The following is a 15452-nucleotide window of genomic DNA, read 5'->3' as shown; positions in this document are numbered from 1 at the left end:
GTGACAGAAAATGAAAATCGTTATCATTAAAGCCATGAGATCCGACCTGCTTCCCGTCACCGTGCTCTCCGGTTTTCTCGGTGCGGGCAAAACCACGCTGCTCAACCACATCCTCGCCAACCGAGAGGGCCGTCGAGTGGCGGTCATCGTCAACGATATGAGCGAGGTCAATATCGACGCCGCGCTGGTCGCGGGGCAGGGTCACCTCGATCGCACCCAGGAGAAGCTGGTCGAGCTGACCAACGGCTGCATCTGCTGCACGCTGCGCGAGGATCTGATCGAAGCCGTCGCCCGGCTCGCCAGGGAGGGCCGGTTCGACCAGTTGGTGATCGAGTCGACCGGTATTTCCGAGCCGATGCCCGTTGCCGCGACTTTCGACTGGGAGTTCGAGGACGGCTTCTCGCTCGGCGACATCGCGCGCCTGGACACCATGGTGACCGTGGTCGACGCCTCGACGTTCCTCGCCGAGGTGGCGCGCGGACAGGCGCTGGCCGAGCGGAATCTGCAAGCGGGCGAAGGAGACGCGCGCACCATCGCCGACCTGCTCGTGGACCAGGTCGAGTTCGCCGACGTGCTGCTGGTCAACAAGACCGACCTGGTCAGCGAGGCGGCCGCGGGCGCAGTGGAGGCAACGGTGCGCGCACTCAATCCGCGCGCCCACGTCCTGCGTACCAGGAACGGAGTCGTTGATCTGGCCGAGGTGCTCGACACCGGCCGCTACAACCCGGTGGTAGCCGCCGAGGCAGAGGGGTGGGCCGAGGAGCTGGCGGGCGGACACACGCCGGAGACCGAGGAGTACGGCATCCGCAGTCTCACTTACACCGCCGACCGGCCGTTCCATCCACTGCGCCTTTCCGAAGCGTTGGAACAGCTGCGGGGTCTACTGCGCAGCAAGGGATTCTGCTGGATCGCGAGTCGGCCGTCGCTGGCCGCGGTCTGGTCGCAGGCCGGGCCGAACCTCGTCTTCGAAGCCGCGGCATGGTGGTCGTCGCTGGAGGTGCGGCCGGGGCAGGAGATCGTCTTCATCGGGATAAGGCTGGATCGCGACAAGGTGCGTGCGCTGCTCGACGCTGCCCTGCTCACCGACGCGGAGTTCGCCGAGGGACCTGCCGCATGGGCCGCGTATCCCGACCCTTTCCCCGCCTGGGGTGAGTTGCACGAGCACGCGCTGTAACACGACCGCGACCCACCCTCCCGGATTCCGGGGCGTGGGTCGCGGTGGGGAGCGGCGTAACGGCCGCGGCATGGTGCGCCATCCTCAGTGCGAGATGCCTGGCGCCTGGCGGATGTAAGTCGTGTCGGACAACTGCTCGACCATGAAGTCCGCGATGTCGGCCCGGGCGATCTTCAGGGTGAGGCCCTGCTCCCCGGCGGGGAAGCCGCGGCGGTAGCTGCCGGTTCGCGGTCCGTCGGTGAAGGCGCTCGGCCGTACGATCGTCCAGTCCAGGTCGCTGGTACGGACGTACTCCTCCTGCTCGACATGGTCGGCGTAGGCCCGGCGCAGCAGCAGACCGAACAGCACGTACTTCCACAGGAAGTTCAGATTGCCCCTGCTGTCGCCGACGCCGAGCGTGGTCTGGCAGATCAGCCGCTTCACCCCGGTCCGGTTCATCGCTTCGATGACCGCCTTCGTGCCTCCGGCCCGGACCACGCCCTTGCGGCCGTTGCCGAGCGAGATCAGCACCGCGTCCTGACCCTGCACCGCACGCTCTACCGAATTCGTATCCAGCACATCGCCTTCCATAACATGCAGCCGCTCGTGCCGCTGCCCGACGCTCGCCGCGCTCCGGGTGAACGCGGTCACCTCGTGCCCCTCCCGCAAGGCTTGCTCGACGACCAGACGACCGACGGTGCTGGTGGCTCCGAAAATTGCGATTCTCATGACGTGTCTCTCCTCGGCTGAACGCTGTTGAGCTATTGGTGAATTCAGTACAACAGCGGAAAGCGAGACGAACCATGGCCGTGAGTCTCGATGACATAAGCGAGTGTCTCGATCGGCACAGGCGACGGCCCGGCCCTGGGACATCGGCGGCGGCCGTGCGAAGAGTTTGCTCTGAAGACTCAGTTCACGAATGAATTTGCGGAGGCAGATGACTGAGCACGCAAGGCCGAGTAGGGGGTGCTGGATGTCAGGGCGGCGTTCGTAGCGGGCCGCAGGCATTTGAAGGCGTGCAGCCACGCGAAGGTGCGTTCTACCGGACGGCGCCGAGGCCTGAGCCGCTGGGGGACCCCGGCCCCAACGGATTCGACATCATCGCCATGAGGGTCTGGGGTGCACCGGCAACCAACGGGCATGGTCACGGAAGCCAGGGTTGACAACTCGTGGATCTTCTCCTGTTTCGAGGACATTCTTGATGGACTCGCCATTGGCCGTGAGCATCGCGCGGAAGGACTCTTCGGTAGCGCCGGCCGCGTGCGGCGTGACGAGAAGCCTGTTGTTGCCCAATGCCATCAACCCAAGGGGATCGTTGTGGTCGGAAGGCGCGGGCACGACGTAGTAGCCGTCCATGGCGGCGGCCGCGAGGCGACCGTCGAGCAGCGCGGTTCGCAACGGCGCTGGATCCACGAGCTCCGCTTCGGAAGTGTTGATCAGAATCGCGCCGGGTTTGATGGCAGCCAGTTGCGCTTCGCCGATTATCCGGTCTGTCTGCGGGCTGTACGAAGCATGGAGACTGATGACATCGGACTCGGCAAGCAGCTCGGGTAGCTCAACCCGGCGAGCGGCGATATCTCGTTCCAGTTCCGGTTTGGCTGTTCGGCTCACGTAGACCACTCGCATCCCGAACCCGTTGGCCGCTATCCGGGCGACGATAGTGCCGATGGTCCCCATTCCAACGATGCCCAGCGTCTTCGAATAAAGGTTGCGTCCCTTGATCTGATGCCATCGACCGGCCTTCGTTTCCATCGTCAGGTCCGTGATCCTGCGCCAGGCATCGAGCATGAGACCGATCGCGAATTCCGCGACCGCACGCGCATTGGCTCCGGGCGCGTTGGTCACCGCAATTCCCGCCGCGGTCGCTGCCGCCGTATCGATGTATGCGTGATACCCGACGCCCATGAATGCTATGACTTTGAGGTCGTCGGCGGTGGACAACGCGACAGCGGTCACACGCTCTACACCACCGAGAATGTATGCGTCCTTGTCCACCAGGGCGCGCGCCAACTCGATTTCGGATAGGTCGTAGCGACAGACTTCGACCTCGAGATTCTGCTGCCGAAGCCATTCGATATCGGCTGGCGTCACATCAGCCCCGGTGAGCAAGGCGCGATAACGGCTCGATTGAGCGCTCATGGTCATGCATCCTTCGCGGCTAGCCGGATTGCGGTGTCTCGCAGCAACTGCGCACCCTCCAGCATCAGCTGCGGATCGCGGGCCAAGGCAACGCGAACGAAGTTTCGCCCGCGGTCCGGCTGATTCCAGAAGAAGTTTGTTCCGGGTAGAACGTGCACCCCCTCTCGAATCGCTTCGTGGACGAAGTCCTCGCAATCGAGTCCCTCCCGGAGAAGCAGCCAGTCCACCGAAACAGGCGAGTGCAATTCGGTAACGAATTCCAATTCACTCTCCGAAAGGACGGATCGGAGGATAGACCGGTTCCGTAGCACAGCAGGCAGGATGCTGCGCTCTGTACCATTCCTCGAACTGTCCTCGATAAATTCCGTCAGTACTCGCAGATGGAAGGGGGAGACGCTCTGCAACAGATCGTCGTGCAGCCGGTACATATCTGCGTACATATCCGGACTGCATACCGTCAATCCGACCTTTATTTCACTGGTGGACCAGGTCTTGCCCGTGTCTTCGAGCACAATATATGAGATTCCCGATTCCTCCAGAAGCTCGTATTGCGACCAACCGATCGGCGGAGGTGAAAAAAAGCGAAAAGACGAGTCCAGAACCAGGGTGCAGCGACGGTCGGCGCAACACTGAACCAGCGTTCTGAACTCCGGTTCGGACAGCGTCCACCCGGTGGGGTTGTTCGGCGAGACCAACCAGACTACCGCAGGTTCGAGCCGAGCCATCGCCACAGGCAGGTTTTCGACGGTGCAATCCTGTTCCGTCAGCGGCACGAGCTCGACATTCTCTCGTCGCAAGATCGATGAAATATTGTCGAAAACCGGCTCTATCAAGGCAACGCGTTTGCCTGCGCGAGCGCAGTGGCTTACCACCATTGTTATCGCGGATGATGCGGAATACGACAGCATAAACCTGGACACGTCCTGATGCATCGGCTCGCCGGCCAAGCGCAGAAAAGCAGTGAGGAATGCCTCCTCCAGCTCGGACTGCGATTGCTTTCGTGCCTCGTGGAACAGCTCTGGAAATCGATGGACAATTTCTATTTGCGAGGAAGTCAGCGGTTGACGACAGTGGGCATCCGATAGGTTCACGGCTCGATCGAGACTACGTCTCTCATATGTGGTACTAGTTGTACGCCCGAGCGGATTGGGAAGATTTGAACTGTGCGTACGTATAGGTGTCACGGTTGGTATACCTTCGAGGTGGTAGTTTCATACTGGCGCCTGTGGCCTTGCTGGCTTATCGGACGTTCACTCGGTGATGCCGGACAGTCACAGCAGTTAGCGAAACCGCGGAGTTGAACCGGTTGGTCGGCTCCATGGTGAGCCTTTTTGCTCGTGCGATGGCGAAGTTTCGGTCCACGGTGTAGGGAAGCGTCGCACCTCGGTCCGACCGGGGTCGGCGGCTTCGGAATCCATTGATGATACGGCCGATAATTCCGGTTGGTCGTGGTGTTCGAGAACCGGATGGTTCGCCATTTTCTCGGGAGGGTCATTTCCGCCGCGTCGGGCGTCGACTGGAATATCGATTTCGAGCGAAGAGGCCGTCTTCGCGATAATCGCGAACTTGTCCCGTATCCGCCTCGCCGTAGTGACAATGAGTGCTCGACTGACTTGGTCGGGCGCCCCGGGTGTGGGGGCGGCAAGCGCCGCAATCCTGCCGAGTCCGATTCCCGCACCGATACCGATTGCCGCCGAGAATAGGAAGCCTCCTGACGAACCGGCGACGTCGATGGCCTTACTCGCCACGATACTTCCCATAGCTACGCCAACCCACATCAGGCTGAAATGAAAGCCAAGGGCTTCACCGAGTTCATCCTTGGATACAACGGCATTCATCCGATCGGAACTTGCTGGGAAAACAGCACCGGCCAGGGCGCCGACTATGAAAACGGCTATGGCCAGCGAAATCGGCCCGGGTGCGAAGGCGCAAGGCAAAACACCGATTCCGAGTCCTACCAGCAGGGGATACGGCGAGATGGTGGTGGAGATTGCGCCATAAACGTACCCACCGGCCACTGCACCGGCTGCGCCAATGGCTAGCATCAGTCCGATTGCCTTGGTGGCGTGGAAATCTTGCATGACCGTGATGACACTCAGTTCCTCCGCGGAAAGGACGGCAACGGCTGCGGCGTATCCGACACATGCCGCCATGAACCCGGTCTGTTTCCAGAATCGCCGTGGGGCACGTCGCAACACTTGGCTCTTATCGGTTCGCAGCGGTGGATTCTGCCTCAATAACGCGACCCCGCAACCCACGGCCACCAATCGCACCACGAGCAGCACCGCCGCCGTGTCCCAAATATTCATTGCTGCGACACCCAGCGGCGGCCCGACCAAAAGCGACACATCCGCGGTCACCTCGTACGCGGCCAACGCCGGTCGCCGCTTACGTTTGGTCGTGGCGATCACAATGGCCTGTTTTGCGACGTTGATGACTGGTATTTCGAACCATCCCGCCAGCGCCACGAGAAACAGCAACAGCGGAAAAGAGGCGAATGGTGCGATCAGCCAACAGATCCCGCTTATCGCAATCGATGGAGCCATGGCGGATCGCAAGCCCAATCGATCGAGCCACGGGCCGCGCTGTAGCTCGCCGCCGGCCATGCAGAGGTACACCACAGCACTCAATAGGCCCACGCCACCGTAGGAGAGGTGCAACGTGTGCCGGACATGCATTACCAATAACAGGGATTGGGAGTTGAGAACAGTCCGGAACAGTAGACTGATCAAGATCATATTACATACTGTCCGATTTGCCAAAAGCTTTCGGTAGGCTTTCACTTCCACTCACCTTTCGGGTGGAACTTTTATCCTGGAAGTGACCGGCGCTGTTTTGATCAGGAATAATTTCTTCCCATTGTTCGCCATCATGCCGTTGTAGCCCGTCCACACCACTATTCGACAAATCGTTCATCGACGCGCAATGCTAGGAGACGGATGTCGTCTCGAGCAGGTCGCACAACTCTGGGATGGCGACGGAGATAGCGTGCGCGAATTGTCGCATGTGCTGTTCAATGCCCTCGAATGCGCTGAGGTGGATGTCGAGGCCGCTGGGCTGCAGTATGTAGCCGATCCCGATGCATTGGGCGGTCGTCGGCCCGAAACCGAAGAATCGAACATTGACCGATGACACGGAACTGGTGCTGAGATAGTCATCACGCAGAATCCTCCAGCCAGGAGATTCGTAAATCGCGAGCGGCTTATCGCCGCGGTGCCGCTGGATTCGCTGTAGCTCCACGAGGTGCCGTTCGGGAGCACGCCCCGCCTGGCAGTCTTTGGTGTGAGCGACGTGCGCCTGCGCCGCGGCACGTAGCGCTTCGGCCCGAGCGGTGGCTGTGGCGGTCGAGTCGTTCATCAACGCCACGAAGCGAACGACTTCGGGAGTAACCGCCCGGAGGGCCTCTGTGCGGCCGTGGCGGTAATGCCTCACGGCAACGGATTCGTAGGTGGTGCCGAGCAATCCCCTGGACCTTTGATGAGCTAGTTGGTAAGCCACTTGCACCAACGCATCCGGTGATATTCCGAGACGTTTGGCTGTGTCCGAGCCGAAGTTATCGAACGTCACAATCCTCGTGGCGGTCTCGCCCGCTTGCTTGTCGAAGTCGGCCGAGGCTTGCCGAATTGCCTGCTGCAGGTCCCCGTTGAGTCGGAATTCGATCGGTGATATCGCAGGCGCTCGGCCGGGCTTTTCCGCTGAAATAGCTGTCGCACTCGCCAGAATTGCGTCGCAGAAGCTGGCCACGGTGGTTCCGTCCAGGCCGGACTCCTCGATGTTGACGCCTGCGCGACCATCGGCGAACACGATGAATGTCAGCGCTTTGTCGTACCAGCGGTTCCCGCCGTCACCATGGAGGAGCTGGTTACAGGCCGAGAGTTCGTCTTGCGGCGCGAAGTCCTCGAGCGCGACGCAAAACAGTGCCGTTTCGATCGTCTCGAGTGCGGCGACGTTGTCCGGATCTTCGATGAGGGCCTGGCGGGTCCTCGCCCATGCCGCGCGCGGTTGTGTGGTCAGCGCTCCCGGCGACGGCTCCGCTGCCGGATCGGCTTCTCTGATCGCGTCCAGCCCGGCGATCAGGTCCTCGACAGGATGCGGGGTACCGTCAGCTGCGAGGATGTCCATGCGGAACAGATGGCGACGGAAATGGACGACGATGTGCCGGGCCGTCGACGGGCCGGGTTCCGCGACGCTGTAGGCGGAGCGCACGGCGTCGCATTCGATACCGGGGATCCTGGTGGTGGAGAATAGGCGCCTGTTCTGATTCATGGACACTGGCCGGCCGCGCAGTATCACGGGCGATACCATCTCGGCGTCGAGTTCGAGTTTGTACGCGGCGGTGCGCGCGATCAGTTCGGCGGCACGTTCGAGCTGCCCATGCTCCGAGTCCGTGAACAAGAAGAAGGAATTCGCGTTGAACGCGATACTGTCCCGATAGCCGAGATGGCGAGACGCCCAGAATGCGTCGAGCCAACTATGGACACCGGGTGTCCGATCGAATCGCTCGATCTCGCCCTGCCACGTCCGTGCCGGACTGTCCGGTATGAGGAACTGCTCCACGGTCGCTGCCGTGGCAGTCAGTTCCTCATCAGTCAGCAACGGCGAACACCGCTCGAGAAACCGCTCGCACGTTTCCTCCAATGTCGGGATGGGGAGCCGCGGCAGTTGCTCGTCGTAATCGAATGTGCTGACAGGTATTTCGGCGGCGAGTCTCTCGTTCACCGTGAGATCGTCTCACCTCACCACCGCAGTGACCGACTCCAGCGATGGGAATGCCGGGCAAGGCTATTACCGCTGAATGGCGAACGATCAACTACGGTATGGGGTTTGAGATTACCCGAATGGAACGCCAGGACGTAGCCGAGGTGGAGAACCGGATGCGCGACTCCGCTGTCGGCGGCGCACCAAGTCAATTACAACCAGCCTGTATTGCGTTGCCGCAGAGACTGATTCACAGCTTTCTACCGAGTAGCGAACCTGTGATCGGGGAAGCTGCCGGTACTCTTACGGGAGGAAATGAAGGCCAACCGGTTTGTGCCTGAGCCTCTCTGCGAGAGTAGGTGATGCCCAAGGCATCGGCCGAGATCGGCTCCTGTGTATCCCTACCGTTACGGCGTGGTGCCGCATCGTCCCGTGAAGAGGTGGGTTTGGTTGTCGTCACCCACCCGTTCCATTCGCTGAACGGGTGGCGGCTGGAGGTCTTGTTCGTCGAGGGTCGAGGCCCGGTCGTTGACACGCCGACGAGGCGAGTATCGAAACATTTTCAGCAACAAACGAATCGACGTGTTCGACCTCGTCGCAACGCATAGGTCACCACCTCATCAACCGCAGTGGTAGTGTGAGATACTTTGTGCGGCAATGTAATTCAACACGCACACTTGTTCTGTACTGAGTTATGAGCGTGGCCCGCACCTGATCGGATGCAGGCCGCGGCCTCGGGACGAATGATCAGCGGTACTGCGCGAAGAACTCGGCGATCTCACTCGCCATCAAGTCGGGCGCCACGTGGTGCAGGTAGTGGGTGAACACGTTGTGCGTCCGCCACGACACGATGTTGTGGTCGCGCTCGGCGAAGCGCCGGATGCCGTGGAAGTCTCCCGTGGACCCGGAGAGCGCCAGCGGAACCGTAGTCGGCTGTCCCGGGGCCGGGGCCTTGTCCTTTTCGTAGTAGTGCCGGATCGCCGAACCCGCTGTGGCCGTGAGCCAATGGATCGCGATATTGGTCAACACGAAATCGTCATCCAGGTCCGTACCGAGCAGCTGGGCGTTCCAGCCGACCAGTCCGGCGGGTGAATCCATGAGCGCGTGTGCCAGCGTCTGCGGCTGCTGTGACTGCAGGATGTTGAAGCCCATCTTGTTCTCGACGAACCACTTCAGCGTGGCCAGCGACTGCTGCTCGCTCTCGTCGAGATCCGCCAGTTCGGCCGGATCACCGGACGGGAAGGAGTACACCTGCGTGACGTGCACGCCGACCACGTTGTCCGGCGCTGCCCTGCCGACTTCCGGCGAGATCATCGCACCGCCGTCGTTGCCCGCGGCGCCGTATCGGGTGTATCCGAGACGCCGCATCAGCTCGGCCCAGGCGCGTCCGATCTTGGCATCGTTCCAGCCGGACGCTGTCGTCGGACCGGAGAATCCGTATCCCGGCACGGAGGGAATCACGAGATCGAACCCGGCTGCGGTGAGCGGCTCAACGATGCCGAGGAACTCGACGAACGTTCCGGGCCATCCGTGCGTGAGGATCAGTGGAAAGGCGTTGTCCTGCGGCGATTCGACGTGCACGAAGTGGATGTTCTGTCCGTCGATCTCGGTAGTGAACTGCGGGTAGGCATTCAGCGACTCCTCGACCTTGCGCCAGTCGAACTCGTCGCGCCAGTAGTCGACCAGGTGGCGCACGCGGTCGACGCTCACTCCGTAGGTGTCGCCCGAGCCGGGGATCTGCTCGGCCCAGCGTGTGCGGGTGAGCCGGTCCCGCAGGTCGTCGAGGTCCGCCTGGTCGATGGCGATGCGGAAGGGGGTGATCGCGGTCATGTCCTACTCCTAGTGAAACGGAATGTTTCGTTCTATTTGAAACCATAACAGAACGGATTCTTCCGTTTCAAGTGCTACCCTGAACGTCATGCCGAAGACATCCGAAGCCCCAGCTCAGAAGGCCTTGCCTGGACGCAAAGCGCAGGCGGCCCGCAACGACGGGTTGATCCTGGAGGCCGCTCGCGCGGTGTTCCTCGCCGATGCCAATGCCCCCATCGCCGCCGTCGCGGAACGCGCGGGCGTCGGGATCAGCGCGCTGTATCGCCGCTATCCGAGCAAGGACGTGCTACTGCGCACCCTCTGCCACGAGGGCCTACGCCGCTATAACGCGGAAGCCGATGCGGCGCTGAAGGATTCGGACGGCTGGCGGGGGCTGGTGGGATTCCTGGAACGGGTGGTCGACGCGGACGTGCACTCGCTGACCGTCCACCTCGCCGGCACCTTCATCCCCGACGAATCTATGTTGCCTGACATCATGCACTCGGGCGAGGTGACCGAGGAGATCGTGCGCCGCGCGCATGCCACCGGGAAGCTGCGCGGGGACGTGAATTCGCAGGATGTCGGATTGATTCTGGAGTCATGCGCGGCCATCGTGCTCCCCGATCGGGAGCGTACCGTTCAGCTACGCCGTCGGGTGCTCGCCATGCTGGTGGCGGGCTCGGCCGCGGACGGGGATCTGCCCGGCCCTCCACCGGAGGTGGGGGAGTTCGCCTGGCGCTGGGAACGGCGGCAGTGAACACGCCCTCGGCGCATACGTCGGTTTCTTCTTCACTGACCCCGACGGCAACGGCTGGGCTGTCCAGCAGATCTCCACCCGTCCTTGAACGAGATGACAGCGGCTATCGGGTACCGAGGAACAGGGTCTGAGTGCTGCGGCCCAGATGACCCTCTTCGTCGTAGAGGGCGGATTCGGCCAGTCCTATGCCGTGTGGTTGGGGATAGGTGACGGCGTCGAGGCAGACCCATTCGCCCGCCGGCTGGCGATGCAGGGTGACTGTCAGGTCTGTGTTGATGAACAGGTAGCGGGACCAGTCGAGGACCGCGCTGACGCCATTGCCGGAGTCGGCGGCGGCGAGGGCGCGCTCGAGCGGGCTCGGGGTGGTGCCCGCCACGATGGGGTATCTGAGCCGGATCCAGCAGATCGCCGGGCCTGGCTCGGTGAAAGAGCCGGTGACGAAGCGGTAGTCGATGGCGGTGTGGAAGCCGACCGGCTGGGTGGACGGGAATCGCGCGGGCGCCGCCGCCAGCTCGGGTCCGGGGCGAGCGCCGGTCGGCAGGAAGCGTTCGGGTAGTGCCAATTCCGGCTCGGCCAGCTTGAACCGCCAGGCATTTGCCCGCAGCACCGGCCCGCGACCCGTGGACAGTGTCGCCTCGATCATCTCGACGCTGCGGCCGGGACGCATGACGCGGGCCTGCGCCGTGAGCGGTTCCAGCGGCACGGGGCCGAGGATCTCGACAGCGACGCGCCCGACCTGGAACCCGGGACGCGGCTCGCACCGCTCGATCACGTGACCGAGCAACGCGGAAGGTGGCCCCGCGTGCTGGGCGTCCGGCGACCAGGGACCGCGGGTGAGCTCGGTCGAGACGAATCGCTGCGGATTCGCCGGATCGGGCAGGTAGAAGGCGTCGCTCACATCGTTGTCCGTCCTTCGGACCGGCTGCGGTGCCGGGTCCCCGAGTTGTTCGGGCTGTGTTACGACGGTATCTGCGTGCTTGTCCGAGGTAGCGGTCAGACCCGGCCGAACGCGATGGCGACGTTGTGACCGCCGAATCCGAACGAGTTGTTCAGCGCGAAGTCGATGCGCTGGGCGCGCTGGGCGCCCGCGACGATGTCCAGGTCGATCGTCGGATCGCGGTTGTCGAGATTCAATGTGGGCGGGACGAGCTGGTCGCGCACGGTCAGCATGGTGATCAACGACTCGAGGGCGCCGACTGCCCCGATCGAATGTCCCAGCGCGGATTTCGGAGCATAGACCGAGGCGTCGGGGACGACCGCCGCGATCGCATTCGCCTCCGAGGCATCGCCGATGGATGTGGATGTGGCGTGCGCGTTCACATGGTGAATATCCGAAACCTGAAGTCCGGCAGTGTGTATGGCTTTGCGCATGGCGCGAGCGGCGCCGACGCCCCCCGGTTCGGAGGCGACGATGTGGTAAGCGTCGGAGGTGATGCCCGCGCCGAGCACCTTGCCGTGGACGGTGGCGCCGCGGGCTCGCGCGTGCCGCTGCGATTCGAGCACCAGAAGAGCGCCCGCCTCGCCGAATACGAACCCGTCGCGGTCCCGATCGAATGGGCGGGAGGCGTGCTCCGGCTCGTCGTTGCGGGTGCTCATCGCGCGCATCATCGCGAAGCTCGCGATAGGTACGGCGTGGATGTGCCCTTCGACACCACCCGCCACCACGACGTCCGCCTCCCCGGTGGTGATCAGCCGCCAGGCGTGCGCGATGGCCTCCGAACCGGACGAGCAGGCCGAGACCGGCGCGAAAACCCCGGCCTTGGCGCCGATTTCGAGTCCGACCGTTGCGGCGGGCCCATTCGGCATCACCATCGGCACCGACATCGGCGAGACCTTGCGGTACCCGCCGTCGCGCATCGCGTCGACCGCGCTGATCAGCGCGTCGCCACCGCCGAGCCCGGTGCCGATGGCGACAGCCAGCCGCTCGCCGTCCATCTCGGGAGCGCCCGCCGCTCGCCAGACTCGGCGTCCGAGCACCAGCGCCATCTGCTCGACATAGGAGTGTCGGCGCTGCTCGACCCGAGTCAACTGGTCGCCGGGCTGTGACCTCAGCTTGCCGCCAATCCGAACCGGCAGGTCGTACTCGGCCACGAAGTCGTCGTCGAGCACGCCGATACCGCTATGGCCCGCCAGCAATTCCGACCAGGTCGCGTCCATGTCGTCGGCGAGCGACGTGGTAGCCGCGTAACCGGTGACGACGACCGAATCCCGAGTTTCTGAAGCGATTGTTACAGTCACGATGTCATGAATACCTGTACCAATCGATACAGTCAACTCATGGCACGCCCCCTCGACCACGCCAAACGCGCCGAACTGCTCGCCGCCGTCGTGCGCTACATCGCCGACCACGGCCTTGCGGACCTGTCTCTGCGCCCGCTCGCCGCCGAGCTCGGCACCAGCTCACGGATGCTGATCTACTACTTCACAACCAAGGAGGAGTTGCTGGTCCAGGCGCTGGCGACGCAACGCCCCACCCTGACGGCCTTCTTCGCAGGCAGCGCCGACGCGGCTGAACTCCGAGACCGTCTATGGGATTTCTATACCGCCAACACCTCGGGCGAGGGCCGCACGAGCGTCAAAGTGATGCTCCAAGTTCTCGGCGCGGCCTGTGCCTCGCACAGTCCGTACACCGACTACGCCACCTCGGCCATCGCCGCCTTCGTGTCCGCGCTGGCCGGGAGATTACGCGGCCTCGCCTTCATCGATGACCCGGAAGTCATAGCAACTCTGCTCATTTCGGGCCTACGCGGCATTCTCCAGGACCGGCTGATCACCGGCGACGTCGAGCGCACCGATCGCGCGGCGCGTCGACTGATCGACCAGATCCTCAGTTAGCCCAATCCGCGAATACTCCCATGCTGCACGGGACGAGCGGGCGTGAGAGCGTGGCATTGCCGCCCGCACAAGCCAACCAGCGACCCGAGCCCGCCCAGCAACAGGAACCCAAATATAGGGCCACCGCACCAGTAGAAGTGCTATCGGTCGCGGGAGGTTCCCCGGCTCAGGTCGGGGCCGGAGAGCGGCCACCGCGCACGACTTGGGGTGCTGGATTGTTCGGGTCGCGGTGTAAGGCGGCGGATGGGGCTTGCGCTTGCCCTACGCCGAGGATCTTCATGACTTCGGCTGGTATCCCTCGCTGTTGGAGGCGGGCGAGGTGTTCGGCGCGTTCCTTCTCTGTGGCTTCACGGGCAGCGCGTTCGGCTTGCCGGGCTTGCTCGGCGGCTTCACGCCCGGCACGGGCTTTGTCCTCACTGGCGACAGTGGCGCCGATCGCCTCGACACCCTGTACGAGTTCTTTGCGCTGGTTCTCCCGTCCCTGCTCGAGCGTGGTTTCGATGGCTTGAATCTGTTGCGGAGTGTGTCCGGCGGCTTTGAGCATGTCGCGGGCCTGCTCGCGCTCGGCTTCTCGTATCTGTTCGAGGGTTTCGCGGATCTGCGTGTGTGTTTCCCGCAATGGCTCGACCTCGATCGCTTGTCCGCGTTTGCGGGCATCGTTCAACAGGCGGGCTTGCTGTTCGACCTGTTTGCGGAGTTCAGCTTTCTTGGCTTCGAGCTGCTTCGATGTTCTGGGCCAGCTCGATTTCGCGGGCCTTCTGGACTTGTTGTGCTTCGCGTTGCCGTGAGAGTTCTCTGCCGATTTGGATCGCTTGCACGAATTGTTCTTTGGTGACTTCGACCACGGTGAACCGGTCTGGATATCTAGCTGACAGTTCACGAATTTTTTCCGCCACAGCCGAATCGATGCGGGCCCCAGGTGCGGTGAACCACTCGATAGTCCAGCCGTCACGGATTGCGCGAGCATCTTTTTTCAGCTGCAGCATTGCATCTTTGCCTATGCTTCCGGCCTTGAATTCCATGGCGTGCTGTGCAACCGGGTGAGCCGCATCGTGGAAGCACTTACCGGCATCGCTCTTATAGTAGTTCTCGATGGCCCAGCCGGTTTCTTGAGTTCGGCCGAGCAAGTGGCACATTCCGTTGCGAAATTCGTTTCCGAAATCACGGGATTTCGACCATTTTTCCCGTTCGCGCTGCCAGTCCTTCGGTAAGCGAGCAGACTTCTCTTCGAACCACTTGCCGTCGACATAGCGTGCATACTCATCTTCGTCATAGGACACAGGACCCCCGAAAGTTGCGCGCGGACTATCAGTCCTCGTCGCGGATCTTCATCCATTCCGACAACGGCGGCCGACCGGCGTTCTGCCAGCTGGTGTAGTCTTCGGCAGAGAACTCGAAAATGCGTGACCACTCTGTGCCCGTTCTCCGGTGCATTGCGGTCGTGAGCTGCGATATCACGGTTAGATACAACTCATTGAACGGTCGCCGCACTACGGGGCCGAAGCCGTGTGTCCGTTGTGGATCATCGCATTCGGGGACGTTGTACCATTCGCCTTCGAAATTTCGTCGAAAAACCTCACCGATGTATCGGTGGAACTGGTCGGCAATCTCGCGGTTCTCGGGTAGATCTACTGATTCCATCGTTGGGAATATTAGCAACGCTGCGGCCTCGGCGTGATCCATCCCGCAGCGGACCAGGGGCTTTCGGGCATGTCCGGCACAGTGACATCGAGAAAATGGTCAATTCGTTCGGTCATGCATTCCAACCAAAGGCGCCAGACCGGTTCCTGCTGGTTATGTTCCATCCGATCCAATTCGGCTTTCGTGTAGGGCCGGTCGCCGCCTATGATGGCTTCCTCTCGTCGTCGGCTGAACGGGGTGAGTGTGCCAGTTCATGGTTGCGCATACAGTCGCACGGTCGGCAGACGCTCAGTCGTACTGGTGGTTTCTCAGCGTCATCTGATGGTCTTGCCCATTCCCGGATCGCGTCAGCGACACGCTGGAGATATTCTGGTGACCTGTCGTTCGCTTCCCTGAGCAGGTCGGCGTACTCCTCGGCGG

14 protein-coding genes are annotated in these 15452 nt (G+C 62.4%); 3 read left to right on the top strand and 11 right to left on the bottom strand.

Annotation, left to right across the window (positions count from 1 at the left end):
- Positions 1-34: 34 nt before the first annotated feature.
- Entirely contained in the window at positions 35-1174 is a 1140-nt protein-coding gene (locus tag OH799_RS22325) for a GTP-binding protein (RefSeq protein WP_406267365.1), read from the top strand.
- 84 nt (positions 1175-1258) lie between these two features.
- Here OH799_RS22325 and OH799_RS22320 read toward each other — a convergent pair whose 3' ends face one another.
- The 6 genes from OH799_RS22320 to OH799_RS22295 form a co-directional block, all read right to left on the bottom strand.
- The gene (locus tag OH799_RS22320; protein WP_406267362.1) at positions 1259-1882 is read right to left on the bottom strand and encodes an NAD(P)-dependent oxidoreductase; all 624 of its coding nucleotides are present in this window, start codon (positions 1880-1882) and stop codon (positions 1259-1261) included.
- 369 nt (positions 1883-2251) lie between these two features.
- The gene (locus OH799_RS22315; protein ID WP_406267361.1) at positions 2252-3292 is read right to left on the bottom strand and encodes a 2-hydroxyacid dehydrogenase; all 1041 of its coding nucleotides are present in this window, start codon (positions 3290-3292) and stop codon (positions 2252-2254) included.
- Between the two features lie 2 nt (positions 3293-3294).
- The gene (locus tag OH799_RS22310; RefSeq protein WP_406267358.1) at positions 3295-4383 is read right to left on the bottom strand and encodes a pyridoxal phosphate-dependent aminotransferase; all 1089 of its coding nucleotides are present in this window, start codon (positions 4381-4383) and stop codon (positions 3295-3297) included.
- 189 nt (positions 4384-4572) lie between these two features.
- Entirely contained in the window at positions 4573-6030 is a 1458-nt protein-coding gene (locus OH799_RS22305) for an MFS transporter (RefSeq protein WP_406267355.1), read from the bottom strand.
- A gap of 190 nt (positions 6031-6220) precedes the next feature.
- Positions 6221-8011 (bottom strand): choline/carnitine O-acyltransferase, encoded by a 1791-nt coding sequence (locus OH799_RS22300; protein WP_406267352.1) that lies wholly within the window; start codon positions 8009-8011, stop codon positions 6221-6223.
- 726 nt (positions 8012-8737) lie between these two features.
- Positions 8738-9820, bottom strand: a complete 1083-nt coding sequence (locus OH799_RS22295; RefSeq protein WP_406267350.1) for an epoxide hydrolase family protein — start codon at positions 9818-9820, stop codon at positions 8738-8740.
- Positions 9821-9908: 88 nt separating this feature from the next.
- Between OH799_RS22295 and OH799_RS22290 the strand changes: the two genes are divergently transcribed.
- Positions 9909-10556, top strand: a complete 648-nt coding sequence (locus OH799_RS22290) for a TetR/AcrR family transcriptional regulator (RefSeq protein WP_406267347.1) — start codon at positions 9909-9911, stop codon at positions 10554-10556.
- A gap of 103 nt (positions 10557-10659) precedes the next feature.
- On the opposite strand, the gene OH799_RS22285 is transcribed toward OH799_RS22290, so the two are convergent.
- Positions 10660-11454 (bottom strand): thioesterase family protein, encoded by a 795-nt coding sequence (locus OH799_RS22285; RefSeq protein WP_406267344.1) that lies wholly within the window; start codon positions 11452-11454, stop codon positions 10660-10662.
- A gap of 95 nt (positions 11455-11549) precedes the next feature.
- Entirely contained in the window at positions 11550-12794 is a 1245-nt protein-coding gene (locus tag OH799_RS22280) for a KasA/KasB family beta-ketoacyl-ACP synthase (RefSeq protein ID WP_406267341.1), read from the bottom strand.
- Between the two features lie 39 nt (positions 12795-12833).
- Between OH799_RS22280 and OH799_RS22275 the strand changes: the two genes are divergently transcribed.
- Positions 12834-13391 carry a TetR/AcrR family transcriptional regulator gene (locus OH799_RS22275; RefSeq protein ID WP_406267338.1) on the top strand — a complete coding sequence of 186 codons (558 nt, stop codon included), beginning with the start codon at positions 12834-12836 and terminating at the stop codon, positions 13389-13391.
- Positions 13392-13557: 166 nt separating this feature from the next.
- Here the strand turns inward: OH799_RS22275 and OH799_RS22270 are convergent, their stop codons facing one another.
- Genes OH799_RS22270 through OH799_RS22260 form a run of 3 tightly spaced genes read right to left on the bottom strand, consistent with a single transcriptional unit; the run spans position 13558 to position 15074 of the window.
- Positions 13558-14055: a hypothetical protein gene (locus OH799_RS22270; protein WP_406267335.1), complete on the bottom strand. Its 498-nt coding sequence runs from the start codon at positions 14053-14055 to the stop codon at positions 13558-13560.
- Positions 14056-14089: 34 nt separating this feature from the next.
- Positions 14090-14671 carry a hypothetical protein gene (locus OH799_RS22265; RefSeq protein ID WP_406267332.1) on the bottom strand — a complete coding sequence of 194 codons (582 nt, stop codon included), beginning with the start codon at positions 14669-14671 and terminating at the stop codon, positions 14090-14092.
- A 28-nt stretch (positions 14672-14699) separates the two neighbouring features.
- The gene (locus tag OH799_RS22260) at positions 14700-15074 is read right to left on the bottom strand and encodes a hypothetical protein (RefSeq protein WP_406267329.1); all 375 of its coding nucleotides are present in this window, start codon (positions 15072-15074) and stop codon (positions 14700-14702) included.
- Between the last annotated feature and the right edge of the window lie 378 nt (positions 15075-15452).

The sequence above is a fragment of the Nocardia sp. NBC_00881 genome (assembly GCF_045207455.1).
Classification (GTDB): Bacteria; Actinomycetota; Actinomycetes; order Mycobacteriales; family Mycobacteriaceae; genus Nocardia.
The sequence above is the reverse complement of the archived record's forward strand: the minus strand, read 5'-3'. Positions and strand labels throughout refer to the sequence as shown.